Raw genomic sequence first — 26,649 nt, 5'->3', positions numbered from 1 at the left:
GTCATCTTACGGACTTGTCCGGGCAACCGGCAGGGCCGGGCATCGGACCATTTCGCTGGCGTTGGGCCTGCCACGCGGATACCGACACCCCGATCTGCTAATTTCGCGGTCTGAACCTGCACGCCCACGGACCCCTCATGTCGTCACGCCCATCCCCGTTCGCCCTCCCGCTGCTTGCGCTGGCCGTCGCCCTGCTTGCCGGCTGCTCCATCCTGCCGTGGAAATACGGCCGGGCGCCCAACGGCGCGCGCGCGAACGTGGCGATCCTGGAAACCACCGACCTGCATGCGAACGTGCTCGGCTACGACTACTACAAGCTCAGGCCGGACGATTCGCTGGGCTTCGAGCGCACCGCCACGCTGATCCGCCGCGCCCGCGACGAGTTCCCGAATACCTTCCTGTTCGACGATGGCGACACCATCCAGGGCAGCGTGCTGGCCGACTATCAGGCGCTGGCCCAGCCGGTGACCTGCGACCAGGAGCTGGCGATCTACCAGGCGATGGATGCGATCGGCTACGACGGCGGCACCATCGGCAACCACGAGTTCAACTATGGCCTGGGCTTCCTTTCGCAGGTCACCGGCACGCCGATGAAGGTGGAAGGCGGACAGACCCGGCGCTGCGCCGGCCCTCATTTCCCGCTGGTGCTGGCCAATGTCCACAGCATCCGCGACGACGCGCCGATCTTCAATCCATGGGCGATCATCAGCAAGACGATCGAGGCCTACACCCCCGACGGCAGCAAGATCCACGTGCCGCTGAAGATCGCCATCATCGGCCTCACCCCGCCGCCGATCATGCAGTGGGACAAGCAGAACCTGGCCGGCAAGGTCGGCGTCAGCGGCGTGGTCGAGACGGCACGCAAATATCTGCCGCAGATCGAGGCACAGCACCCCGATCTGGTCGTGGCGATCCTGCATGGCGGACTGGATGCGGCGCCCTACACCGCACAGATGGAAAACGCCGGCTGGTACCTGGCCGGCATGCCCGGCATCGACGTGCTGCTGCTGGGCCATTCGCACAGCGAGTTTCCGGGACCGCGCTACGCCGGCATGAAGGATGTCGACGCCAGGCGCGGCTTCGTGCGCGGCGTGCCGACGGTGATGGGCGGCTTCTTCGGCAAGGACCTGGGCCTGATCCAGCTGGTGCTCGATCGCCAGCACGGTCGCTGGGTGATCGATCACGAAGCGAGCCACAGCGAAGTGCGTCCGATCTGCCGCAAGCCGGCTGGCCCGGGCAAGTCCGGACGGCAACCGCTGGTGTGCGTGCCGGCCGACCCCGCGATCGCACCCCTGGTGCAGAAGGCCCATGAGGCAGCGATTGCCTACGTCAACACGCCGATCGGCGAAAGCAGCCTGCGCCTCAGCAGCTATTTCGCCGACGAGGGCAACATGACGGCGCTGGCTCCCGTCAACGCCGCCCAGGCCGACTATGTGCGCAATGCGCTCCCGCGACTGCACCCCGAACTTGCCGGCGTGCCGGTGCTGTCGGCCGCCGCGGCATTCCGCACCGGCTTCGGCGGCCCCGACGACTACACCGACGTGGCCGCCGGCCCGCTCACCCTGCGCAGCGCGGCCGACCTGTACTTCTATCCGAACACGCTGGCCGCGGTGAAGGTCGACGGCGCCGGCCTCAAGGCCTGGCTGGAAAAGTCCGCCGAACGCTTCAACCGCATCGACCCGGGCAAGACCGGCGAGCAGGCGCTGATCAATCCGCATTACACCGGCTACAACTTCGACCAGATCCAGGGCGGCGTCCACTATGTGATCGATGTCTCCAGGCCAGTCGGCCAGCGCATCGCTTCGCTGACCTACCGGGGCCGGCCGGTCACCCCGGGCGAGCCGTTCATCGTGGTCACCAACAACTACCGCGCCAACGGCGGCGGCCACTTCCCCGGCCTCGACGGCGGCAACATCGTGCTGGCGGCGCCCGACGGCACGCGCGAGATCCTGGCGAAATGGCTGCGGCGCCAGCACACCCTGGGCAGCGGCAATCTCGAACCCACCTCATGGCGCTTCGCGCCGCTGAAGACGCAGGGCCCGGTGGTGTTCACCGGCGCCAGCGGCAAGCTGGCCGTGGCCCGCGCGGCCGGCCTGACCGGCATCCGCCAACTGAACGATCACGGTGACGGCACCGCCACCTACGCGATCGACCTGTCGCGCTGACCGCCGCGAAGCGACCGCCGTGGACGACCGGGTGCCCGCGCACCCGGTCGTCCACGGCGGCCAGTTGTTCAATCCGAGACGGCCAGCACGCATTCGTCCGCGCCGCAGCTGCGGCAGCAGACGGCGAATATCGACAGGCTTTCCGACAGCAGGGCCGGACCGAGCAGCCCCTCGAGATAACCGCCGAAAAACCGGCAGCCGGAGTGGCCGTCTTCGGTGCACAACGGGCTGTTGCGAATATGCAGCTGACCGCCCTGCTGCTCGATCTCCACCAGCGCGGCCAGCGCGGGGACGCCGATGCGTTCGATCGCCTGGTGCAGATCGAGTCCGGCACCTGCCGCGTGGTCGCGCTCGAATAGCCACGCCCCCGTGCGCTGCCCGACCAGGGCGAGCGATGACTCACGCGAGGCCTCGGCCACCGCGTGTTCCAGGGTCTGCAGCCACGGCAGGATCTGCGGATAGTCACGGGTCAGGCCCGGCAGCACTTTCTCGACCGCCTCGATGTCCGGACCCAGCGGGATCATCTCCACGAACGCGACCTCGGCCTCGGCCACGGGCGCTGGCGCGGGCGGCGGGACCGCCGCGGGCAAGGACACCGACAGGAGCTCCGCCATGAAATCCGCTTCCGGGGGCAGCGGTTCGGCCGCAGCCGCCGGCGTGGCGACGGGGTCGGGCACTACCGGCTCATCGATCACCGCGGTCGCCACCACCGGTGTCGCTGCGGTCAGGGCGGCCGGCACCGGGACGGCGGTCGGCCAGGCCATCCGGCGAGCCGCCGCGAAATGCGGCTTCGTCTCGCCTTCCACGAACGCCGATATCTCGAAACTGATGATGCGCTCATGCGCATCCAGCGCCGCTTCGAGTGCACGTTGCCTGCGTGCGGGTCCGCGCACGACGATCGTCAGCAACATGCCATTGGCATCCTGCGTCAGGCGTTGCCGCTGCAGGGTGAAGCCGCTCTCGAGGACGGACCGGCCGACGTCGATCAGCAGACCCTCCCGTCGTTCCGAGAGTGTCTGAATTTCCAGCTCGATCATCAGTCCCCCTGTATCACGATGCTGGTGAATCGGATTTGCCGGACACCTTAGATGGTTTTCGCGAACGGGAAACTTGATGCAGTTCAAGATTTTCGCACTACAGCCGGACTCTTTGGCGGGCAAGGCACGATTTGTGCTGGAATCCTCGTTGCGTCGCAGCTCACGGCTGGCAGCGTGGCGTCTGCCCATGTCCGGCCTCTGTCGTGGGACGGCGCCCGCACCAAAATGGCCCCCCGCCTGCTGTCGTCCCCGATCCACGGCCCCGACCGGGCTCTCCACGTCAGGAATGCGCCCCGAATCCCTCGCAGGCGATGCGCGCGGCCCCCTCACCACGCCCATCCCTGCTGCGGTCAATGTATTAATATGAGTACTATTGCTCTGAACAACTCATGGTGTCGCTGCATGGAACTGCAATCGGTCGAGCACGGGCAGCCTTTGCCCTTGTTGCACGATCCCTCCGATTTCGAAGCATTCGTGCGGATACAGCGCGAGGGGCTGGTGCGGTTTCTGCGTCGCCGCACACCGCTGGAAGAGGATGCCCAGGATCTCGCTCAGGAAAGCCTGGCGCGCCTGATACGCTACCGGGGGCACGCGCCGACGGCGTGGGCATCGCTGCTCTACCGCATCGCGATCAATGCCCTCAATGATCGTCTGCGCCGGGCTCACACCCACCGTGAAGCCCGACACACCACGCTCGACTCCGACCTGGCGGAACTGGCCTCGTCGGAACCGTCGCATGAACAGCGGATAGCCACACAACAGGAGCTGGCAGTGCTGCAACATGTCTTGCTCGGCCTGCCGCTGCGCTGCCGCCAGATCTACCTGTTGAACCGGATCGAGGGAATGAGCTATACCGAGATCGCCGATCATTGCGGCATCAGCGTCAAGGCCGTGGAGAAGCACATCAGCAAGGCACTCAAGCTGCTGCGCGCACGCCTGGCACCATTCAACCGAGAGATTCCCCGGCCATGACCCACATTCCACCTGCTCGTGGCTCGACCGATGTCTCGCTGAGTGCCGAGGAGTGGCTGGCGCGACTGTTCTCGCCGGACAGCGGTGCGCATGACAGCGAGGTCTTCGAGCGCTGGCGCGGGGCCGACCCCGAGCACGCCGCGGCGTATGCCGAAGCCGAACGCATCCACCGCAATGCGGCGTTGCTGTCGACCGATCCGCTGTTGCGCGCGGCGACCCGCGCGGCCCGTCGCGACACCGCCCATCAATCCAGCCCGCCCCAGCGTCACATGTGGCTGCTGGCTGCCGGGATCGCCGCCTGCCTGTTGCTGACCATCGCCCTGGTCAGGCACAGCGGGGTCAATGCGGGGAAAGAACAGCATTACGCGAATGCCGTCGGCCTGCCGCAGACCTTGCGACTCGCCGACGGCACGCTGCTGCGGCTGGATGCCGAATCGGCGGTCACGGTTCGCCTCGGCGCGGAACAACGCGTGGCAACGCTCGAGCATGGCCGCGTCGAATTCACCGTGGCGCACGATCCGCAGCGGCCGTTTCTGGTGCGCGCGGCCAACAACACCATTCGTGACATCGGCACCATCTTCCAGGTCAGCCGTGACGAGGATGGCGTGACCGTGGGACTGCTCAAGGGCAAGGTCGCGGTGACCGGCGGCAGCGGCAACCTGCAGTGGACCAGCGAGCTCAAACCGGCCCAGCAGATCCACATCGATCAGAGCGGCGTGGCGGGTACCGTCGCCCCGCTCGACCTGACTGCCGCGCGAGGCTGGACCCGCGGCGAGCTGGCATTCCGCGAACGCCGGCTGGGCGATCTCCTCGATGAAATGAACCGCTACTCGGAGACCCAGTTGCGGCTGGGCGACCCGTCGCTGGCCGGACTGGAAGTAAGCGGCAGTTTCCATGCAGGGGATCAGGATGCCCTGGCCAAGGCGCTGGCACGTGGCTGGCAACTGCGCGTGACACGGACTGCTGCGAACGAGCTCACCCTGCTGCCGAACGACGCGCAACGGCATCCCTGAACCTGAATGGGCCGGACGGGAACTTGCCGGCCTTCACGCGCCCGACTTCGACGGGCGGCGTTGCCTTGGCTGGCACTCTGCCTGCTGGGATTCTGCACGATCCTGCATGCCGCCGACAGATCTTCGGGTTACCGCATCGCCGCAGGCTCGCTCAACGAGGCACTGCGCGCGTTCGTGCAGCAGAGCGGAACCCAGCTGCTGTACCCGCCCGAGCTGACCGCGCGACGCCGCAGCAAGGGAATTGAGGGCCGTTTCAGTCCGTCCCGGGCACTGGATCTCCTGCTGCGCGACACAGGATTGCAGGCCGAGGCGGTCGCACCCGACGCCTATGTGCTGCGGCCGGTCCGGCAAGTCGCATCCCGCATCGCCAGGCCTCCCCCGCACAAACCCGCGGAACGCCACCCCACCGAACTGGGCTCGGTCGAGGTCACCGGTACGCACATCCGTCGTACCGTGCTGGAGACGGCGGCGCCGCTGACCATCATCGACCGCGCGCAGATCGAGCACAGCGGTTACCAGACCCTGTTCGAACTGCTGCGCTCGCAACCCGGCATCCGCGTCAACAGCACGCCGGTGGCGATGATCGATGGCACCGCCTTCCAGAACAACGGGCTGTCCGGCGCGATCGGTGCCGCCGCCGTGGACCTGCACGGTCTGGGCCCCACCGCCACGCTGTTCCTGATCGACGGCCAGCGCATGGCCGGCTACGGACTGGCACAGGGTGAATTCGGCCTGGTCAACGACCTGGACAGCATTCCCCTGGCACTGATCGAGCGGATCGAGGTGCTGCGCGACGGTGCCTCGGCGGTCTACGGTTCGGATGCCATGGCCGGCGTGATCAACATCATCCTGCGCAAGCAATTCAATGGTGCCGCACTGGATGGAAACACCGGTGTCTCCGCGCATGGCGACGCGCGCCAGCATCGCACCACGGCGACTTTCGGCACCACCACGGCCAGCGGCGGGCACCTGCTGTTCAGCGTCGACGATCTGGAGCGGCAGCCGCTGCTCGGACGCCAGCGTGCGTGGGTCGCGGACGCGACGCGTGCGGCAGCGACGACGACGAAGGCCAACACCGACTTCTTCTACTTCGACAACGGTCAGATCAACCACGCCGGTGGACAGCCCTGCACCCAGTTCCAGCCGGACGGCCCGTGCAGCACCGATGCCGCCAGTCAGACCAGCTTGCAGACCCGGCTGGAAAGCCGCTCCCTGCTGGGTCATTTCGATCATCCCATCGGCCAACTCTCGCTCTACCTGGGCTTCCGCTGGACGATGCTTCGCCAGCACCAGCAGATGGCGCCGGCGACGGAACAGCTGCTGCTCAGCGACACCGACCACCCCGATGATTCCCGGCAACTGACCTATGCCTTCAACGATGTCGGACCGGTGCGCGACGTCACCCAGTCGCACAGCAGCCAGCTGACCCTTGGCCTGAGCGGCTCGCCGGGTGCCTGGGACTGGGACGTGCATCTGGATGGCCAACGCAATGCGGGCACCGACCGCGTCTACGGCCTGTTGCGCACCAGCGTGCTCGATCAGGCACTGAGCGACGGCAGCTACCAGCTCGGCTCCAGCGACAACCCGCCCGAGCTGCTGGCCCGGCTGTCACCCACCTTGTTGCGCACCGGCCGGACCAGCCAGACCGGCATCAGCGCGCATATCAGCGGCCCGCTGGGAGACTGGCCCAGCGGCACGCCATCGCTGGCGGCCGGCATCGAGGGCTACCGCGAACGGCTGGTCGACCATCCCGATCCGCTGCTGATCCACAACGATGTCTTCCAGTTCCAGTCACCGTATACGCGCCATGGCGACCGCTGGATCTCCGCCGCCTACCTGGAGCTGGAGGCGCCGCTGGGTCGACGGGTGACCGCGAACCTGGCCGGTCGCGTGGACCACAGCAGCGGCTTTGGCTGGGCCGCCTCGCCCCAGCTCGCGCTGAAATGGGACATCTCCAGCATCGTCAGTCTGCGTGGCACGCTGGCACGCGGCTATCGAGCACCGACCCTGCCGGAACTCGATCGCCCGCAGGCGCTGACCCCGAGTGGCGTCGTGGTCGAGGTGCCCAATGTGTTGCTGCCCTGCCGCGATCCGATACCAGCGAGCGCCAACACCACGTTCTGCACGTTGCGGCTGGACACCGTGGGCAATCCGGGACTGCGGCCGGAACGATCGCGCAGCATCACGGTGGGACTGATACTGGCGCCGACGCCCGCGCTGGGCATCGCACTGGACGTCTTCCAGATCCGCCGCTCGCACGAGATCAATTCGCTGCCGGTCTCCTACGCACTGGAACATCCGGACAGTTACCCCGAGTTGTTCCAGCGCGATGCGGCAGGCGTGTTGAATGCATTCGACCAGCAGCTGGTGAACCTTGGCCATACCAGCGTGCGCTCGTACGACCTCGATGCGCACTACCGCCTGGAAACCGGCCGCTTCGGAGATTTCAACTTCAATCTCAGCGTGGACTGGCTGGCCGAACTGCGGCGGCAGACCCACCCCGGTGCGGCGATGGTGTCGTTTGCCGGTTTCGCCAACCAGCCACGCACCACCGCGCTCGCCGGGCTGGAATGGGAAAGGGGGGACTGGAGCAGCACCGCCAACCTGCGCTACACCGGTCACTATGCTTTCGCGCCCCACTCGAACAGCCCGATCACCTGCCCCACCGCCCAGCAACAGATCGGCCACTGCACCACGCCAGCGTTCACCGTGCTGGATCTCGACCTGGAGTACGCCGGCATCCGGCACTGGCGATTCGGTCTCAACGTGCACAACGCATTCGATCATCGCCCGGTCTACTACGGCAACCCCTTCGCGGGCTACAACCCCGCCTTCGACGACGTGGTCGGACGCTATTTCCTGCTGAGCTTCCACTACCGCAGCCAGCCGCCCGGTTGAGCCTGGCCCGCGGTCGGGTAGGGTAACCGCGCGTTGTCGCGGCCATGTCGGGCATGCCTGTCGGCTCCGCCCGCGTTCATTCGCGCCGATCGAGCAGCGGTGCAACGATCTGTTGCAGCCGTCCAGACGTCCATTCCGGCTGACTGTCCTTCCAGCCATCGTCCACCAGCGTCCCGGCGCGGTCGATCACGAAGCTCACCGGCAGACGCCAGATGCGACCGTAGCCCGGCACATGCGGATCGCCGAGCAGGCCGACCGGAAAGCTCAGCGAGCTCGCCACGGTGCGCACCTGCGCAAGTTCGTCGGGCGAATCGAGACTGAAACCGAGCACGACCAGACCCTGCGCCGCGTGTTGCCGCGCATAGCGCGAGAGCAGCGGCAACTCCTCGCGACACGGCTCGCACCAGGTGGCCCAGAACGTGACGATCACCACCTTGCCGCGCAGGTCGCCGCTGGCGATGTGCTGGCCGTCGAGTGTGGTCAGGGTGATCGGCGGTGCCGGCTGTCCGACCACCAGACTGTTCGCCCGGGCGATCGGGCCGGCCACGCACAGCAGCACGACCGCACAGGTCAGCTGCAGCCAGCGATGCTTGCGACCGGGCCGGCGCATGATCACAGCGCCATGCTGACGCCGACGGTGCCGGTCCAGCGGGGGAACAGCTGGTAACCCGACAGCCGGCTGTAGATCGGCACCTGCACGAAGGCGTAGGCCTGGATGTTCCTGCCGAGCGTGGCGCTGATTCCGGGGCTGAGGTAGGCCACCGTGCCGGCCGAATCGGTGCGGTCGGCCAGCGCACCCTGGTCGGCGCCCTTGTGCTGCACATTGATCTGCAACTGCGGCACCCAGTTCGCGTGCGCCTCGTAGCGCAGCCCGAGGCTCATGCTGGCCAGGTTGCCCGGCCGGAAGTCGGCACCCGGCGCATCCAGGCGCTGCGACACCGCGGCCTGGAACTGGCCGTTGACGAAGGCATCGAAATCCTGACTCACCGGCTGGTAGTAGTAGGCCCCGACGATCAGGTCGGTGCTGCCGGTGCCCGCCTGCAGGCTGGTGTCGAGCGCCTCGCCCCGCGCCGGCCCGGACCGGAACGAGGTCGGATGCCCGACCACCGTGCCACCCTCGGTCTCGCCGCCGTAATCGCCGGTGGCCAGCTTCACGCCCATCTGTACGCCGAAATTGTGGGTGGGCAGAAAGCCCTGGTAGCTGGCCAGCAACTTGACGTCGCCGATCCCGGACACCCGGGCGCCACTGACCTGGTCGGGCGCCGTCTGGGCCGCGACATAGGGCTGCTCGTGGTCGCCGTAGGTGGTGTGACTACGCAACACATAGGGCAGCACCAGGTTGAAACCCCAATCGGCATTGATCCGGTAGGCCACGCCGAGATTGATGTAGCGGCTGATCGTGCCCTTCTCGATCTCGCCGCCACCGGCCAACGGATCGGACGGCTGGTCGACCACCTGTTGCGGTGTCGCCTTGCCGCTGCCATGACGCAACTGGCTCTGGTCGATGAAGGTATCGTCCAGGTTGAGGCGCCAGCCCGACTCGGTGGTGTAGCCGGTCGCTGCATCGGTGCTCAGGGTGCAACCGCAGGTGGCGCAGGCCCGGGCAGCCACCGGCATGCCACCGAGTGCGACCACGCCGAGAACCGCGGCCCAGGTTTTGATGGCCATGTGCAAGAGGGATCCTCCCGTGAAAGCGCAAGCGTGCGCCCAACCCGGGATCGGGGTCCAGACTTTGCCGTGTGGCATATCGGCGCAGAGCCGGTGCCGATGGCCCAAGGCGGATTGCACCAAAGCCGATCGCACGCTTTTCCAAGCGGCAATCATTGTGCCGCCATGCGATGGATATGAGAAAAAGTTGCAAATGTATCTGTTGACCGCGGCTCGGCAATCGCCTTATGGTCGGAGCCATGTCGCCGCTTTCCACGCCAGCACGCATGCATCCCGCTCCGGCTTTCGCCGGCGCCGCATCGTTGTCGATCGGCGTCAACGCGCTTTCTCTCGCCACCACGATGACCACCACGACCACGATTACCACTTGGTCGGGGTGGGTGTCCGTGCGCGAATAGGTTCTCTACTACGCAACGGCCCCGCCCTCGACGAGGCGGGCCGGTGCACACTCCACGCACAAGCCGATCCGCCAGCGAGCACGGGCCTCTCTGGAGGTCATCGTGAACATCTGTGCATCCCCACTTGCCGAACACCCGCATCCGCTGCTGCCCTGCCTGTCGTCGTCGGCGGCAACCACGCGGCGGCGCCAGCTGGCGGTGGGCGTGATCGGCCCGGGCCGGGTCGGCAGCGCCCTGCTCGAACAGCTGCGGGCCGCGCAGCCGCGACTGGCGCGCGACAGCGGACTGGAGCTCAGGCTTTGCGGCGTGGTCGCCAGCAAGCGCATGTGGCTGGACTGCGACGACGCCGAACTCAACGGCCGTCATGGTGGCGCGCAGATCTGGCGCCCGAATGACCTGGACGCGTTTGCCGCCCATGTCCGCGGCAGCGACGGTCGCGATGCCCTGCTGATCGACTGCAGCGCGAACGACGACGTCGCCGCGCACTATCCCGCATGGCTGGCCGCCGGCATCCACGTGGTGACGCCGAACAAACTGGCCGGCAGCGGTCCGCTGGATCGCTGGCAGGCGATCCGCGCCGCCTGCGTCAGCGGCGCCCGTTTCCGCTACGAAGCCACCGTATGCGCCGGCCTGCCGGTGGTGCAGACCCTGCGCGACCTGCTCGATACCGGCGACGACCTGCTGGCGGTGGAGGGCATGTTCTCCGGCACGCTGGCGTGGCTGTGCAATCGCCACGATGGCCAGCATGCGTTCTCCGCCCTCGTGCGCGAGGCGCATGCGCTGGGCTATACCGAGCCGGACCCGCGCGATGACCTGTCCGGCACCGACGTGGCGCGCAAGCTGGTGATCCTGGCGCGCGAGGCGGGCTGGCCGCTGTCCATGGAGGATGTCGATCTGCACAGCCTGGTGCCGCCGGCACTGGCCGCGCTGCCGCTGGAGGAATTCATGCAGCGGCTGGAGGAACTGGATGCGCCGATGGCGGCCCGGCTGGCCGAAGCCCGCGCCGAAGGTGGCGTGCTGCGCCACGTGGCGCATCTGGATCGCTACGGTCGCGCCAGCGTGCGCCTGGTGGTATTGCCGACCAGCCACGCGTTCGCGCACAGCCGGCTGACCGACAACGTGGTGCAGTTCAGCACCCGCCGTTACTGCGATAATCCGCTGTTGGTGCAAGGCCCGGGTGCCGGGCCGGAGGTCACCGCCGCCGGCGTGTTCGGCGATCTGCTGCGTATCGCCGAATCGCTGGCGGTGCAGGCATGAACGCCGGCATGCTGCACGGTGACCTCATGCACACCGCCTTGCTGGAACCCGCCATGGCGTCACCCCGCAACAAGCCCGACCGACTCGCCTGCGCGTTCTCACCGGCCAGTGTCGGCAACGTCGGGGTCGGTTTCGACCTGCTCGGCCACAGCGTGAGCGGTGCCGGCGATTGCGCCGAAGTACGCCGCATCGACGAACCGGTGGTGCGTATCGCGGCGATCCGCGGCTGCGTCAGCGAGCTGCCGACCGACCCGCGGCAGAACACTGCCGGCGTCGCCCTGATGGCGCTGCGCAAGGCGCTGGGACTGCAACACGGTTTCGAGCTGGTGCTGCACAAGGGCATCGCCCTGGGCTCGGGCATGGGCGGCTCGGCCGCCTCCTGCGTGGCCGCGCTGGTGGCGGCCAACGCGCTGCTGAAGCAGCCGCTGCCGCGCGAGGCGCTGTACGGCTTCGCGCTGGACGGCGAGGCCGTTGCCAGCGGCAGCCGCCACGGCGACAACCTCGGCGCGATGCTGCTGGGCGGGCTGGTGCTGGCCACCCACGAACGACTGCTGCGCATCCCGGTGCCGGCCGAGTGGCATTGCGCGCTGGTGCATCCGCACGTAGTGCTGGAAACACGCAAGGCGCGCGCGGCACTGGCCGGCCATTACGCGCTGGGCGAGTTCGTGGCGCAGAGCAGCAACCTGGCGCTGGTGCTGGCCGGCTGCTATCGCGGCGACGCCGCGCTGGTGCGCGAAGGCCTCGAGGACGTGCTGGTGGAACCGCGCCGGGCCCCGCTGATCCCGAACTTTGCACGGGTGAAGCAGGCCGCGCTGGATCATCACGCGCTGGGCGCCAGCATCTCCGGCGCCGGTCCCAGCGTGTTCGGCTGGTACGACAACCGCCAGGATGCGGAGGCAGCCAGTGGCGCGATGCAGGCGGCGTTCGCCGAAACCGGACTGGACAGCGATGCCTGGGTCTCGCCGATCGATGGGCCCGCCGCCACGCTGATCGACTCGCTCGACGAGGTCCATGCGTGAGCAGGCTCCCACCGCTGCGCTATCGCAGTACCCGCGATGCCACGACGTTCGTGCCGATCAGCCAGGCGATCGCGGCCGGGCTGGCGCCGGATGGCGGCCTCTACGTGCCCGAATCGCTGCCCACGATCGACCCCGCCGCGTTCGACCCGCATGGCCGCCTGGCCGATACCGCCGCCACCTTGCTGGCGCCGTTCTTCGCCGGCGATGCGCTGGCCGACGCCTTGCCGGCGATCTGCGCGGAGGCGTTCACGTTCGACGCACCGCTGCGCGCCCTGCCCGCGCATCCGCACAGCCTCCTGCTGGAGCTGTTCCACGGCCCGACCTCGGCGTTCAAGGATTTCGGCGCGCGGTTCCTGGCCGCCTGCCTGCGCCGGATGCCGCGCCAGGACCAGCGACCGTTGACGATCCTGGTCGCGACCTCCGGCGACACCGGCGCAGCGGTGGCTGCGGCGTTCCATCGGCAACCGGGCCTGCGCGTGGTGATCCTGTACCCCGACGGACGGGTCTCGCCACGCCAGGCGCATCAACTGGGCTGTTTCGGCGACAACGTGCAGGCGCTGCGGGTGGCCGGCCGCTTCGACGACTGCCAGCGCATGGTCAAGGCCGCGCTCAACGACGAGGCGTTGCAGGCGGACGTGCCGCTGTCCTCGGCCAACAGCATCAGCCTGGGCCGCCTGCTGCCGCAGATGAGCTACTACGCCCACGCGGCCCTGGGCTGGTGGCGCGAACACGGCACCCCGCTGAACTTCATCGTGCCCACCGGCAACCTCGGCAACGCGATGGCCTGCCTGTGGGTGCGCGCGATGGGCTTGCCGGTCGGCGAAGTGGAGCTCGCCTGCAACGCCAACGCCACCCTGCCCGACTACTTCGCCGGCGCCGACTACGCACCGCGCGAGGCGGTCGCCACCATCGCCAACGCGATGGACGTGGGCGCACCCAGCAACTTCGAACGCCTGCGCTGGACCTTCCCCGACGAGGCGCGACTGCGCCAGCTGCTGCACGCACGCAGCGTCGACGATGCCACGATCCGGCAGACCATCGGCCGGCATGCCCGCGAGCACGACGAAGTGGTCTGCCCGCACACCGCCACCGCGATGCACCGGCTCGACCAGCTGCGTTCGGCAGGCAATCGGCTGCCCTGGGCCGTGGTCGCCACCGCCCACCCGGCCAAGTTCGACAGCGTGGTGGAGCCGCTGATCGACCGGCCCGTCACTCTGCCGGCCGTACTTGCCACGATGTTGGGGCGATCCGCATCGGCCCAGGTACTGGCCGCCGAGGAGCAAGCGCTGCGGGCATGGCTGCTGCGTTAGCACCGCTCGTGCGGCACGATCCGGCATCGCGAAGACGGCCGCGAATCCTGTCTGTGATAGGTTGCGCGACTCGAATGCACGGAGGATCAGGATGTCCATGAAGGCCAGCGCCACGCTTGCGATCATTGTCAGTCTCGCCACGTTATTGGCATTCGCCGGGCTGATCCCGCTCGGGCGGTGGCACGACGAATACCTGGCCCTGCACGACTACCATCAAGGGGGTGTCGGGTTTCTATGGGAACGGCTGCTGCACTGGAGCCCCCGTCCGCTTTCGGAACTGCTTATCTATTTTTACAGCCTGACCGTCTACCACGTCGGCTTGCCGTTGATCGGCGCGTTTATCGCACCATTCTGGATACTGCTGGTTGCAGCCATTCTGTGGCCGGTACTGCGCGGAAGGCAGGGGCTGCTCCCCGCGTGCGTGCTATTGGCCATGCTGCTGCTCGGACATCCCGTCGCCGAAGTCTTCTACTGGCCTTTCGGAGTTGTCGCCTACCTGCCCACATTGACCGCCGCCGCCATGCTGCTGGCGCTTGATTGGGGTGGCTGGATGGAAACCCCCACTGGCAACATCTGGAGGTTCGTGGCACTGACGACGGCAGCGGCAAGTTCCGAGGTTGGCGCACTGTTCACCGTTCTCTACATCGGACTGCTGATCGCCAGTGGAAGTCTGGAAAAGGCGCGCCGCAGCCTGATTTTCGCCATTCCACTGCTGTTGTCGCTGGCCCTGCTCTATCTCCAGTACACCGGGCGCGTAGCGAAGGGCAACGAAGTTTTCGGGGATCCCGCCGTGGCACATCACCCGGGGAAAGCCCTGCTTGCCGTCGGCAACCATATGTTTTTCAACTTGCTCAGAGGCGACAACAGGCATCACGCAGCGGCCCTGCTTGCCGGCCTGGCGACCAAGCTGCTGTTCCTCGCCGGCGCCTACCGGGCCATGTCCGCGCGCCGCCAGGACGACACCAGCCCGCGGGCCCAGCGCATGCGCATGGTTTTGGTCGTCGCCTCGCTGGCCACGGCAATCCTGATCATGGCTGCGGCGCTCTATAACTTTGGATCGCTCTGCTGCGAACGACACGACACCATGCGCCAGGGTTACGTGCTGGTGGCACTGGGGTCGCTGGCGACCTACCTGGCCATCCGCTCACCCAGCCGCCGTGCCCACCGCGCCGGGCCATTGCTGCTGCTCGCGTTGCTGATTCCGTTGGCTACTGCTGCGCCCAGGCTGATGACGGAATACCGCGATTACGCCACGGTGCGCCGGGCCAGCAGCGAGACCTGGCAATCCGGCCGAGCGGCCGGCCCGAGCATGCAGGTTACCCAGACCATGCCCGGGCCGATCGTCGGCGGGCTGCGCATCGAGCCGGGCGTCTACCACCGTATAGCGCAGGCCAACGATGATGTGCACTGGATGCTGCCTTTCTTCGACAAGGAAGCGGCCATCGTCACGGCACCCATCAATGCACCACACGATGCGAAGGCACCGCAGCACGGCGCCACATCGGCACCCGGCAAACAATGATCGCCGGCTCATCGCCGTGGCGTCGCCTCATTCCCAACATCCTGATACGGACATCTGGACGTCCAAAACCGGGGCTTCAAACAGATTTCAAATGAAACTGTTGACGGCGGCTCGCAAGCTGCCCTATGGTCGGTTCATGTCGCAACGCAACAGCCACCGCAGCAGCGCCGATACCTACCGTCCTCCGACGGTCGAGGCCCTGCTGCCGGCCGTCGGCACGCTCCTCCTTGCTCTTGTACTCGTACTCCTCATTACCAACGGAGGTGCGGGCTGAGGGCATGTGTCCAGGTAGATAGAAAATAACCTGAAGACTCCCAAAAAACCCCGCACCGGCAACGGCGCGGGGTTTTTTGTTGCCCTCGGCTCGCATCACGGAGCCATTCAATGAATCCCGAATCAGATGTAGCGGCATCCCCCTCCGGCAGCGTCCGCGCTGCGGCCGAGCGTGTACGCATCTTCGACACCACCCTGCGCGATGGCGAGCAGGCACCCGGATTCTCGATGGACCGGCGCGCGAAACTGCGCATGGCCCAGGCGCTGGAGGCGCTCGGCGTGGACATCCTGGAAGCGGGCTTTCCGCAAGCCTCGCCGGACGATTTTGCTGCAGTTGCGGAAATCGCCGCCACCCTGAAAACCACCACGGTCTGCGGTCTCGCCCGTTGCCAGCATGGCGACATCGACGCCGCGGCGCGTGCGCTGGAAAAGGCGCGGCATTCGCGCATCCACGTGTTCCTGTCGACCAGTCCGCTGCACCGCGAACACAAGCTGGGCATGAGCAAGGCGCAGGTGCTGGACACGGCGGTGGCGGGCGTCGAGCGGGCACTGGGCCGGTGCAACGAAGTGGAGTTCTCGGCCGAGGACGCGTTGCGCACCGAACCCGAATTCCTGGTCGAGGTGTTCAATGCGGTGGTGGCCGCCGGCGCCACCACGCTGAATGCGCCGGACACGGTCGGTTACACCACGCCATCGGAAATCGTCGAACTGTTCGAGTACCTGCGCCGCCATGTGCAGGGAGCGGATCGGGTGATTTTCTCCAGTCACTGCCACGACGACCTGGGCATGGCCGTGGCGAACAGCCTGGCGGCGGTGAGCGCGGGCGCGCGCCAGGTCGAATGCACCATCAACGGCATCGGCGAGCGCGCCGGCAACGCCGCGCTGGAGGAAGTCGTGATGGCGCTGAAGGTGCGTGCGCCGCGCTTCGGCGTGGACACCCGCATCGACACCCGCAAGCTGTTTCCCACCTCGCGCCTGCTGACCCGGATCACCGGCCAGGCGGTGCCGCGCAACAAGGCGATCGTGGGCGACAACGCGTTCGCACACGAGGCCGGCATCCATCAGCACGGCATGCTCAAGCACCGCGGCACGTACGAGATCATGCGCGCGCAGGACGTCGGCATCGCCGAAACCCGGCTGGTGCTGGGCAAGCACTCGGGCCGCGCCGCGCTGCGCCAGCGCCTGCAGGTACTGGGCCATGCGCCGGACGAGGCGGCGATGGACGCGATCTTCGCGCGCTTCAAGACGCTGGCCGACAAGAAGCGCGAGATCCACGACGAGGACCTGGACGCGATCGCGCTGGGCCACGATCCGGACGCGCTCGGCCCGTGGCATCTGCTGCAGCTCAACAGCGCCACGCATCTGGGCGGCAGCGCCTCGGCCTCGGTGAAGCTGGCCCACGACGATGGCCGCGAAGCCAGCGAGGCGGCGATCGGCGACGGTCCGGTCGACGCGGTGCTGCGCGCGATCGAGCGCGCCACCGGCAGCGAGCTGGAACTGACCGACTTCCTGGTGCGCGCCGTCAGCGAGGGCGGCGATGCCCAGGGCCAGGCCCGGCTGACCGCGCGCCATGCCAAGCGCGACTGGCGCGGCCATGGCGTCAGCACCGACATCGTCGAAGCCACCGCGCTGGCCGCGCTGGCGATCGTCAACCGCATCGAGCGACAGACCCCGGCCGCCCCGCCGGTGGCCGTCGCCCACCTGTGATCACGAGGATCCCCGCATGAACACCGCCTTCCTGTGGCACAACGGCCAGTTCAAACCCTGGGCCGAGGCCACCTGCCACGTCAGCACGCACGCCCTGCACTACGGCTCCTCGGTGTTCGAGGGCGAGCGCGTGTACGCGACGCCGAAGGGCCCGGCCTACTTCCGCCTGGCCGAACACACCGCGCGCCTGTTCGAGTCGGCCAACGTGTACGGCATCGAGATCGGCTACAGCCCGGAGCAGATCAACGCGGCGTGCCTGGAGCTGATCCGGGTCAACCGGATGGCCTCGGCCTACGTGCGGCCGATCGTGTTCCGCGGCGCCGGCGGCCTCGGCGTGCTGCCGCAGGAAGGCGCGCCGGTGGACGTGGCGATCATGGCGCTGAACTGGGGTGCGTACCTGGGCGAGGCGGTGGAGAAGGGCGCCGACGTCTGCGTGTCATCGTGGAACCGGCCGGCGCCGAATACCCTGCCGAGCTGGGCCAAGGCCGGCGGCAACTACCTGTCCAGCCAGCTGATCGCGGCCGAGGCGCGCCGCGGCGGTTACGACGAGGGCATCGCGCTGGGCCACAACGGCCTGCTCAGCGAGGGCGCCGGCGAAAACCTGTTCCTGGTCAAGAAGGGCAAGCTGCTGACCCCGCCGACCAGCGCCGGCATCCTGGCCGGGATCACCCGCGACTCGGTGATCGCCCTGGCGGCCGACCTGGGTCTGCAGCTGGAAGAGCGCGACCTGCCGCGCGAGGCGCTGTACAGCGCCGACGAGATCTTCATGACCGGTACCGCCGCGGAGATCACCCCGGTGCGTTCGGTCGACCGCAAGAACGTCGGCAACGGCACTCCCGGCCCGATCACCCGCGCGCTGCAGCAGGCCTTCTTCGGTCTGTTCGACGGCCGCACCGAGGACCGCCGGGGCTGGCTGGAATATGTGGATGTCGTGGGCGCGATCGTCCCCGACCGCGAAGGCGAAAATCCGGCCAGCCACGGCCCGTCTCTTCATCAACAACCCGCCCCCATGGAGATCCCGGCGTGAGTGCGAAAACCCTGTTCGAAAAAGTCTGGGACGCGCATGTGGTCGTGCCCGAAACCGGCGACACGCCGGCGGTCCTGTATGTCGACCTGCACCTGGTGCACGAGGTCACCTCGCCGCAGGCGTTCAGTGAATTGCGCGAGCGCGGGCTGAAGTTGCGCCGGCCGGACCGCATGCTGGCCACGCTGGACCATTCCACCCCCACCCTGCCCAGCAACCCCGATGGCAGCCGCCCCTACGCCAACGCGCAGGCGCAGGCGCAGGTCACCCAGCTGGAAACCAACTGCCGCGAATTCGGCGTCGAGCTGCACGGCTGGGACAGCGCCGATCGCGGCATCGTGCACGTGATCGGCCCCGAGCTGGGCGCCACCCAGCCCGGCATGACGATCGTCTGCGGCGACAGCCACACCTCCACCCACGGCGCCTTCGGCGCGCTGGCGTTCGGCATCGGCACCACCGAGGTCGGCCACGTGATGGCGACGCAGTGCCTGCTGCAGCGCCGGCCGAAGACCATGGCGATCCATGTGGACGGCCATTTGCCGCGCGGCGTCGGGGCGAAGGACCTGATCCTGCACATCATCGGCACGATCGGCGTCGATGGCGGCACCGGCTACGTGCTGGAGTACCGCGGCGAGGCAATCGAGGCGCTGTCGATGGAAGAGCGCATGACCGTGTGCAACATGTCGATCGAGGCCGGCGCCCGTGCCGGCCTGATCGCGCCGGACGACACCACGTTCGCCTGGCTGCAGGATCGGCCCCGCGTGCCGCAGGGTCGCGACTGGGAGGCCGCGGTCGAACGCTGGCGCAGCCTGCGCACCGACGACGGCGCCCGCTACGACCATGAAGTGCGCATCGACGCCGCTGCGGTGAAGCCGACGGTCACCTACGGCACCCACCCGGGCATGGCGATCGCGATCAACGCGCCGGTGCCGGCCGCGACGAACGCGCAGGAGCGACGCGCGCTCGACTACATGCAGAGCCAGCCGGGCCAGCCGATGCAGGGCACGCCGGTCGATGTGGTCTTCGTCGGCAGCTGCACCAACTCGCGCCTGTCCGACCTGCGCGAGGCCGCCCGCGTGCTGCATGGCCGGCACATCGCCAGCGGCGTGCGCATGCTGGTCGTGCCGGGCTCCGAGGCGGTCCGCCGCGACGCCGAACGCGAAGGCCTGCACCAGGTGTTCCTGGCCGCCGGTGCCGAGTGGCGCGTGCCCGGTTGCTCGATGTGCATCGCGATGAACGGCGACCTCGCCCAGCCCGGCCAGCTGGTGGTGTCGACTTCCAACCGCAATTTCGAGGGTCGCCAGGGCAAGGGCGCGCGCACGGTGCTGGCCAGCCCCGCTACCGCGGCCGCCTCCGCACTGGCCGGGCGGATCGCCGATCCGCGCGAGTACCTGGTGGAGGTGGCGGCATGAAAGCTCATGCTTTTCTTCCTCTCCCCCGCGGGGAGAGGACCGAGGTGAGGGGACACGCTCGCGCCGTGCTCGTATCGGAGCGCGCTTCGATGAACTTCCTGGCGAGCACCCACCCCTCATCCCAACCTTCTCCCCGTGGGGGAGAAGGGGCAAACGCAAGAAGCGAGGAGTTTCATTGATGCGCCCGATCACCCGCCTGCACTCCCGCACCGCCGTACTGGCCGACGAGAACATCGATACCGACCGGATCATCCCGGCGCGCTTCCTCACTACCACCACGCGCGATGGCCTGGGCAAGCTCTGCTTCCACGACTGGCGCTACCGGGCCGACGGCAGCGACAACCCGGCCTTCCCGCTGAACCAGCCGCAGGCGCAGGGCTGCTCGATCCTGGTCGCGGGCCGCAACTTCGGCTGCGGTTCCTCGCGCGAGCATGCGCCGTGGGCCCTGCTCGACTACGGCATCCAGGCGGTGCTGTGCAGCGAGATCGCGGACATCTTCCGCGGCAACGCGCTGAAGAACGGCCTGCTGGCGATCGCGCTGGAGGAGGCCGAGCACCAGTGGCTGCTCAGGCATCCCGGCATCGAATTGTCGATCGACGTGCGCGGGCAGTTCATCGCCCTGCCCGACGGTGGCCGCATCCCGTTCCGGCTGGAACCGTTTGCCCGCCACTGCCTGCTCAACGGCATCGACCAGCTCGGCTACCTGCTGCAGCACGCCGATGCCATCACCGACTACGAACGACAGCACCAGGAGCTGGCCGCATGAAAGCCCATATCGTCACCCTGCCCGGCGATGGCGTCGGTCCCGAGGTCACCGCCGCCGCGGTGGCCGTGTTGAAAGCCGTCGCCGCGCGCTACCAGCACGCGTTCTCCTTCGATGAACAGCTGATCGGCGGCGCCGCGATCGATGCCTGCGGCGAGCCGCTGCCGGGCACCTCGCTGGCCGCCTGCCAAGCCGCCGACGCGGTGTTGCTGGGCGCCGTGGGCGGACCGAAGTGGTCCGACCCGAACGCCGCGGTGCGGCCCGAGCAGGGCCTGCTGGCGCTGCGCGCCGCGCTCGGGGTCTACGCGAACCTGCGCCCGCTGCAGGTGCATCCGGCGCTGGCCAACCTGTCGCCGCTGAAGAACGAGAAACTCAGGCACGTCGACGTGCTGTTCGTGCGCGAGCTGACCGGCGGCGCCTACTTCGGCGCGAAGACGCGCAGCGCCGATGCCGCCACCGACGAGTGCCGCTACACCGTGGGCGAGATCGAGCGGGTGGTGCGCCGCGCGTTCGAGCTGGCCCGCGGCCGGCGTCACCAGCTCACTTCGGTCGACAAGGCCAACGTGCTGGAGACCTCGCGGCTGTGGCGCAGCACGGTGCAGCGCCTCGCCGCCGACTACCCCGACGTGAAGGTCGAGCACCAGCTGGTCGACTCGATGGCGATGCTGCTGCTGACCCAGCCGAACCGCTACGACGTGGTGGTCACCGAGAACCTGTTCGGCGACATCCTCACCGACGAGGCCGCCGCGCTGGCCGGCTCGCTGGGCCTGCTGCCGTCGGCCTCGCTGGGCGACGGCAAGGCCGGCCTGTACGAACCGATCCACGGCTCGGCGCCGGACATCGCCGGCCAGGGCGTGGCCAATCCGGTCGGTGCGATCCTCTCCGCCGCGATGCTGCTGCGCCATTCGCTGGAGCTGGAGACGGAGGCCGCGCTGATCGAGGCCGCGGTCGACCAGGTGCTGCGCGACGGCCCACGCAGCCGTGACATCGGCGGCAGCGCCGGCACGGCGGAAATGTGCGGTGCCGTGCTGGCGGCGATCGCCGAACACGCCGACAACAACGCCGCGTTCTTTGCCGGGATACGCGCATGCGGCTGAGCGCCACCACCCCGGCTCGCGCGACCCTTTTCCCAAGCGGACACAGGGACGTGTCCGTATTTTCTGCCGCCCCCCGTGTGCTTCCGGCAACGGATCCACTGCGCGCGCCCCCGCGCCGCCAGACCGCATCCGCCTCGCCAACCTCCCCGGCACACGGGGGGCGCTTTTTTTCTTGCCTTTCGATCAACACCACGGCGAGCACCCATCCCTCATCCGCCCCTTCGGGGCACCTGTATTCGGTGCCATCCATGGCCCTCACCCTTCGGGCGGCCTACGCCGCACAAATTGGCAATCCTGCCAATTTGTCTCCCCGGACGGGAGAAGGGATTCTGTCCTTCGGAGATTTTTGATGCGCAGTGACCTGATCAAGAGCGGCCCCGACCGCGCTCCCGCCCGCGCCATGCTGCGCGCCACCGGACTCGACGACGAGGCGATCGCCCGGCCGCTGGTGGCGGTGGTGCATACCTGGTCGAACGTGAGCCCGTGCAACCTCAACCTGCGCGAACTGGCCGAGCACACCGCCGCGGGCATCCGCGCGGCGGGCGGCACGCCGATCGAGTTCAACACCATCGCGGTCACCGACGGCATCGCGATGGGCACGCCCGGCATGCGCGCGTCGCTGATCAGCCGCGAGGTCATCACCGATTCGATCGAGCTGGCGGTGGACGGCCACTGCCTCGACGCGATGGTGGTGCTGTGCGGTTGCGACAAGACCATTCCCGCTGCGGCGATGGCGCTGGCGCGGCTCAACATTCCCGGCGTGGCGCTGTACGGCGGCAGCATCGCGCACGGCACCCACGACAAGCATCCGATCACCATCCAGCAGGTGTTCGAGGCGGTCGGCGCGCATGGCGCCGGCAAGATCGACGACGCCGAGCTGGCCGCGGTCGAGCGCGACGCCTGCCCGGGCGCCGGCGCCTGCGGCGGCCAGTTCACCGCCAACACGATGGCGATGGTGCTGACCACGCTGGGGCTGTCGCCGATGGGGTTGAACGACATCCCCGCCACCCATCCGGCCAAGGCCGCGGCTGCGTTTCGCTGCGGCGAGCTGGTGATGGAGTGCCTGGCCGCCGGGCGCAAGCCGCTGGACCTGCTCAGCCGCACCTCGTTCCGCAACGCCGCGCGCATGGTCGCCGCCACCGCCGGCTCCACCAATGCCGTGCTGCACTTGTTGGCGATTGCCCGCGAGGCGGGCGTCGAATGGAACCTGGAGGATTTCGAGCCGGCCTCGGTGCACACCCCGGTGATCGCCGACCTGCTGCCGGCCGGGCGCTATACCGCGGTCGAATTGTTCGGCGCCGGCGGCAGCGCGCGGGTGGCGCAGGAGCTGATCGCCGCCGGCATGCTGGAGGACGCGCCCACGGTCACCGGCCGCAGCCTGTTCGCCGAAGCCGCGGTCGCGCCGCGCGCCGACACCCAGGACGTGGTGCATCCGGTCGGCGCGCCGCTGAAGCCCCGCGGCGGCTACTCGATCCTGTACGGCAACCTGGCGCCGCAGGGCTGCATCCTGAAGATCCCCGGCAAGAGCGGCCAGTTCGAGGGCAGCGCGCGTGTGTTCGAGAGCGAGGAGGAGGCGTTCGCCGCGGTGCAGGGCGACCGCATCAAGGCCGGCGACGTCATCGTGATCCGCAATGAAGGCCCGGCCGGCGGCCCCGGCATGCGCGAGATGCTCGGCGTCACCGCCGCGCTGGTCGGCCGCGGCCTCGGCAACGACGTGGCGCTGATCACCGACGGCCGTTTCTCCGGCGCCACCCACGGCTTCATGGTCGGCCACATCGCGCCGGAAGCCGCCCGCGGCGGCCCGATCGCCCTGCTGCGCGACGGCGACTGCATCGTGATCGATGCCGCCCGGCGCGAGCTGCGCACCCCGGCCGAGCTGGAGTCGCGCCGCGCCGGCTGGCAGCCACGTGCACCGAAGGTCACCCACGGCGCGCTGGCCAAGTACGCGTATCTGGTGGGCTCCGCCTCCGACGGCGCCACCACCCGGGCACCGGCCCCGCACACCGTTTCAGCCATCCATCCGTCCGAATCCACCCCGAGCAAAGTCACCGAAGGAGTCACCGCATGAGCACCAACAGCAACCCGAACCCGCTGGCCAAGGCCCGCATCGCCGTACTCGGCTACGGCAGCCAGGGCCGCGCCCACGCGCTGAACCTGCGCGACTCCGGCCTCGACGTGGTGGTCGGCCTGCGCCCGAACGGGCCGACCTGGCACAAGGCCGTCGCCGATGGCCTGACGGTGGTCGAGCCGGCCGAAGCGGTGAAGGGCGCCGACCTGGTCGCCGTGCTGACCCCGGACATGGTGCAGCCCACGCTGTACAAGGAAGCGATCGAGCCGAACATCAAGCCCGGCGCGGCGCTGCTGTTCGCCCACGGCTTCAATGTGCACTTCGGCCAGATCGTGCCGCGCGCCGACATCGACGTGATCCTGGTCGCGCCCAAGGGCCCCGGCGCGCTGGTGCGCAGCGAGTACGAGCGCGGCCGCGGCGTGCCGTGCATCTGGGCGGTGCACCAGGACGTCAGCGGCCAGGCCGAGGCAAAGACCAGGGGCTATGCCGACGGCATCGGCGGCGGTCGCGCGATGATCATCAAGACCGACTTCAAGGAAGAGACCGAGACCGACCTGTTCGGCGAGCAGGCGGTGCTGTGCGGCGGCGCCAGCGAGCTGGTGATCGCCGGTTTCGAGACCCTCACCGAGGCCGGCTACCAGCCGGAGATCGCCTACTACGAGGTGATGCACGAGCTGAAGCTGATCGTCGACCTGTTCTACGAGGGCGGCCTGACCAAGATGCTGCAGTTCGTCTCCGAGACGGCCCAGTACGGCGACTACGTCAGCGGCCCGCGGGTGATCGATGCCGGGGTGAAGGCCCGCATGAAAGACGTGCTGCGCGACATCCAGGACGGCACCTTCGCTAAGAACTGGACCGAGGAGTACAAGGCCGGCCTGCCCAACTACAAGCGCCTGAAGCAGGCCGATCTCGACCATCCGATCGAGCAGGTCGGCGCCAGGCTGCGCGCGCAGATGCCGTGGCTGCAGCCGACGGCGGCCGCAGCCACCACCGCGCCGCTGAAGAAGGTGGGCTGACACCCGGCCGGTTGCCGCGCCGGCGCGACGTGCCGGCGCGGCGGTTCACGGCAGCCCGGCTGCCGTGGGCTCAATCAGGGCGGCCTCGATCGGGGCCGCCTCACCCAGGGAATTCCGCATAGTGACCACGCAATTGCTAAAGGCACCACCCGCGCCCCGGCCCGCCGTCAGCGGCCCGCCGACGCACGCGCTGGCCCACCAGTCGATGAGTGGCGCCGAGCTGATCGTGCAGGTACTGGCCGACGAGCATGCGGCCGCGCTGTTCGGCTATTCCGGCGGCGCGATCCTGCCGGTCTACGACGCGCTGTTCCGTTACAACGCCGAACATTTGAATGCCGACGGCAGCGAGCCGATGCCGCTGATCGTGCCGGCCAATGAACAGGGTGCCGGCTTCATGGCCAGCGGCTTTGCCCGTGCCTCGGGCAAGGTCGGCGTGGCCGTGGTGACCTCCGGCCCGGGCGCCACCAACATGGTCACCCCGGTGCGCGATGCGATGGCCGACTCGACCCCGATGGTGGTGATCTGCGGCCAGGTGCCGACCACCTCGCTGGGCAGCGATGCGTTCCAGGAGGCGCCGGTCAGCAACATCATGGGCGCCTGCGCCAAGCATGTCTTCCTGGTCACCGACGCGGACGCGCTGGAAGCGACCCTGCGCAGCGCGTTCGAGATCGCCCGCAGCGGTCGCCCCGGCCCGGTGGTGGTCGACATTCCAAAGAACGTGCAGAACGCGCCGGTACGCTTCGACGGTAACAGCCGGCTGCCGTTGTATGGCTACCGCGCCCGGCTGCGTGCGGTCGAGGAGGCGCATCTGGACGACGAGGCCTGCGCCGCATTGTTCGCCGCGCTGGGCGCCGCCCGGCGGCCGCTGATCTATGCCGGCGGCGGCGTGATCCTGGCCGAGGCGGCACCGGCGCTGCGCGCCTTCGTCGATGCGTTCGGCCTGCCGGTGACCACCACCCTGATGGGGCTGGGCGCACTGGACACCACCGACCCGCTGTCGCTGCACATGCTGGGCATGCATGGCACCGCGTTCGCCAACTACGCGGTGGAGGACTGCGACTTCGTGCTGGCCCTGGGCGCGCGCTTCGACGATCGGGTCGCCGGCGTGCCGGACCAGTTCGCCCCTGGGGCGAAGTTCATCGCGCAGATCGACATCGATCCGGCCGAGATCGGCAAGGTCAAGGCGGTGCACTGGCATCACGTCGGCCCGCTGGCACGCAGCCTGCAGCGGCTGACCGAATACGGCATCGCCCACGGCCAGCAGAAGGAGCGTCCGGCCTGGCATGCCCACATCGCCGAACTCAAGCGCAGGCACGCGATGAACTTCGACCGTGACAACCCGCTGATCCAGCCCAACGCGGTGATCGAGGCGATCAACCGGCTCACCGACGGTCGCGCCATCATCAGCACCGGCGTGGGCCAGCACCAGATGTGGGCGGCACAGTATTTCGACTTCCGTGCCCCGCGCCACTGGCTCACTTCCGGCTCGATGGGCACGATGGGCTTCGGCCTGCCCGCCGCCGTCGGCGCGCAATTTGCCCGGCCCGGCGCGCTGGTGATCGACATCGACGGCGATGCCAGCATCCGCATGAATATCGGCGAGCTGGAAACCGTCACCACCTACGACCTGCCGGTCAAGGTGGTGGTGCTCAACAACGTCGGCGACGGCATGGTGCGGCAGTGGCAGAAGCTGTTCTTCAAGGGTCGCTTCGCCTCCTCGGACAAGAGCCTGCACCGCAAGGATTTCGTCAAGGCGGCGCAGGCGGACGGCTTTGCCTGGGCGCGCCGGCTGGAGCGCAAGGAGGACCTGGCCGAGACGATCGCCGAGTTCCTCGCCTTCGACGGCCCCGCCTTCCTCGAGGTGATGATCGATCCCGACGCCGGGGTGTATCCGATGGTCGGCCCGGGCGCCACCTACGCGCAGATGATCACCGGTGATTTCATCGCGGCGCGCACGGAAGCCGCCGGCACCGACGATCCCGCCAACGACATGTTCTGAACGATGGCCGGCTGCCGTGCCGGCCATCGCC

At 68.4% G+C, this 26,649-nt stretch carries 20 protein-coding genes; 17 read left to right on the top strand and 3 right to left on the bottom strand.

Annotation, left to right across the window (positions count from 1 at the left end):
- The first annotated feature begins 137 nt into the window (after positions 1-137).
- Positions 138-2,165 (top strand): bifunctional 2',3'-cyclic-nucleotide 2'-phosphodiesterase/3'-nucleotidase, encoded by a 2,028-nt coding sequence (locus tag ACFPPA_RS00715; protein WP_377316280.1) that lies wholly within the window; start codon positions 138-140, stop codon positions 2,163-2,165.
- A gap of 68 nt (positions 2,166-2,233) precedes the next feature.
- Here the strand turns inward: ACFPPA_RS00715 and ACFPPA_RS00710 are convergent, their stop codons facing one another.
- The gene (locus ACFPPA_RS00710; RefSeq protein ID WP_377316278.1) at positions 2,234-3,481 is read right to left on the bottom strand and encodes a hypothetical protein; all 1,248 of its coding nucleotides are present in this window, start codon (positions 3,479-3,481) and stop codon (positions 2,234-2,236) included.
- A 123-nt stretch (positions 3,482-3,604) separates the two neighbouring features.
- Between ACFPPA_RS00710 and ACFPPA_RS00705 the strand changes: the two genes are divergently transcribed.
- Genes ACFPPA_RS00705 through ACFPPA_RS00695 form a run of 3 tightly spaced genes read left to right on the top strand, consistent with a single transcriptional unit; the run spans position 3,605 to position 8,085 of the window.
- Positions 3,605-4,174, top strand: a complete 570-nt coding sequence (locus ACFPPA_RS00705; protein ID WP_377316276.1) for an RNA polymerase sigma factor — start codon at positions 3,605-3,607, stop codon at positions 4,172-4,174.
- Positions 4,171-5,187 (top strand): FecR family protein, encoded by a 1,017-nt coding sequence (locus tag ACFPPA_RS00700; RefSeq protein ID WP_377316274.1) that lies wholly within the window; start codon positions 4,171-4,173, stop codon positions 5,185-5,187. The genes ACFPPA_RS00705 and ACFPPA_RS00700 overlap by 4 nt, the downstream gene beginning before the upstream one ends.
- Before the next feature lie 60 nt (positions 5,188-5,247).
- On the top strand, positions 5,248-8,085 hold the full coding sequence (locus ACFPPA_RS00695; RefSeq protein WP_377316272.1) for a TonB-dependent receptor domain-containing protein: 2,838 nt from the start codon (positions 5,248-5,250) through the stop codon (positions 8,083-8,085).
- Between the two features lie 76 nt (positions 8,086-8,161).
- Here the strand turns inward: ACFPPA_RS00695 and ACFPPA_RS00690 are convergent, their stop codons facing one another.
- Together ACFPPA_RS00690 and ACFPPA_RS00685 are read right to left on the bottom strand one after the other, a co-directional pair.
- Positions 8,162-8,695 (bottom strand): peroxiredoxin family protein, encoded by a 534-nt coding sequence (locus ACFPPA_RS00690; RefSeq protein ID WP_377316270.1) that lies wholly within the window; start codon positions 8,693-8,695, stop codon positions 8,162-8,164.
- Positions 8,696-8,697: 2 nt separating this feature from the next.
- Entirely contained in the window at positions 8,698-9,753 is a 1,056-nt protein-coding gene (locus tag ACFPPA_RS00685; RefSeq protein WP_377316268.1) for a transporter, read from the bottom strand.
- Between the two features lie 500 nt (positions 9,754-10,253).
- Here ACFPPA_RS00685 and ACFPPA_RS00680 point away from each other — a divergent pair, with 500 nt between their 5' ends.
- From ACFPPA_RS00680 to ilvB, 13 genes are all read left to right on the top strand, one after another.
- Positions 10,254-11,408, top strand: a complete 1,155-nt coding sequence (locus tag ACFPPA_RS00680) for a homoserine dehydrogenase family protein (RefSeq protein WP_377316266.1) — start codon at positions 10,254-10,256, stop codon at positions 11,406-11,408.
- Between the two features lie 26 nt (positions 11,409-11,434).
- Positions 11,435-12,427 (top strand): homoserine kinase, encoded by a 993-nt coding sequence (locus tag ACFPPA_RS00675; protein ID WP_377319413.1) that lies wholly within the window; start codon positions 11,435-11,437, stop codon positions 12,425-12,427.
- A 14-nt stretch (positions 12,428-12,441) separates the two neighbouring features.
- Positions 12,442-13,737, top strand: coding sequence for a threonine synthase (gene thrC / locus ACFPPA_RS00670; RefSeq protein WP_377319412.1), 1,296 nt, complete (start codon positions 12,442-12,444; stop codon positions 13,735-13,737).
- Between the two features lie 91 nt (positions 13,738-13,828).
- Positions 13,829-15,259, top strand: a complete 1,431-nt coding sequence (locus ACFPPA_RS00665; RefSeq protein ID WP_377316264.1) for a hypothetical protein — start codon at positions 13,829-13,831, stop codon at positions 15,257-15,259.
- Between the two features lie 91 nt (positions 15,260-15,350).
- Entirely contained in the window at positions 15,351-15,533 is a 183-nt protein-coding gene (locus tag ACFPPA_RS00660) for a hypothetical protein (protein ID WP_377316262.1), read from the top strand.
- A 110-nt stretch (positions 15,534-15,643) separates the two neighbouring features.
- On the top strand, positions 15,644-17,239 hold the full coding sequence (locus tag ACFPPA_RS00655; RefSeq protein WP_377316260.1) for a 2-isopropylmalate synthase: 1,596 nt from the start codon (positions 15,644-15,646) through the stop codon (positions 17,237-17,239).
- A gap of 16 nt (positions 17,240-17,255) precedes the next feature.
- Positions 17,256-18,266 (top strand): branched-chain amino acid transaminase, encoded by a 1,011-nt coding sequence (locus ACFPPA_RS00650; protein WP_377316258.1) that lies wholly within the window; start codon positions 17,256-17,258, stop codon positions 18,264-18,266.
- Complete coding sequence (gene leuC / locus ACFPPA_RS00645; protein ID WP_377316256.1) at positions 18,263-19,675, top strand: 3-isopropylmalate dehydratase large subunit; 1,413 nt, start codon at positions 18,263-18,265, stop codon at positions 19,673-19,675. Before ACFPPA_RS00650 ends, leuC begins: the two co-directional genes overlap by 4 nt.
- 178 nt (positions 19,676-19,853) lie before the next feature.
- On the top strand, positions 19,854-20,441 hold the full coding sequence (gene leuD, locus ACFPPA_RS00640) for a 3-isopropylmalate dehydratase small subunit (protein WP_377316254.1): 588 nt from the start codon (positions 19,854-19,856) through the stop codon (positions 20,439-20,441).
- A complete protein-coding gene (gene leuB, locus ACFPPA_RS00635; protein WP_377316252.1) occupies positions 20,438-21,535 on the top strand; it encodes a 3-isopropylmalate dehydrogenase in 1,098 nt (365 codons plus the stop codon). Before leuD ends, leuB begins: the two co-directional genes overlap by 4 nt.
- Positions 21,536-21,884: 349 nt before the next feature.
- Positions 21,885-23,603, top strand: coding sequence for a dihydroxy-acid dehydratase (gene ilvD / locus ACFPPA_RS00630; protein ID WP_377316250.1), 1,719 nt, complete (start codon positions 21,885-21,887; stop codon positions 23,601-23,603).
- Complete coding sequence (gene ilvC / locus ACFPPA_RS00625; protein WP_377316248.1) at positions 23,600-24,619, top strand: ketol-acid reductoisomerase; 1,020 nt, start codon at positions 23,600-23,602, stop codon at positions 24,617-24,619. The genes ilvD and ilvC overlap by 4 nt, the downstream gene beginning before the upstream one ends.
- A 205-nt stretch (positions 24,620-24,824) precedes the next feature.
- Complete coding sequence (ilvB, locus tag ACFPPA_RS00620) at positions 24,825-26,618, top strand: biosynthetic-type acetolactate synthase large subunit (protein WP_377319411.1); 1,794 nt, start codon at positions 24,825-24,827, stop codon at positions 26,616-26,618.
- Positions 26,619-26,649 lie beyond the last annotated feature (31 nt).

Origin of the sequence: Rhodanobacter ginsengisoli, assembly GCF_042657065.1 — a bacterium.
Lineage (GTDB): Bacteria > Pseudomonadota > Gammaproteobacteria > Xanthomonadales > Rhodanobacteraceae > Rhodanobacter > Rhodanobacter ginsengisoli.
This window is presented reverse-complemented; position numbering and strand designations above follow the sequence as displayed.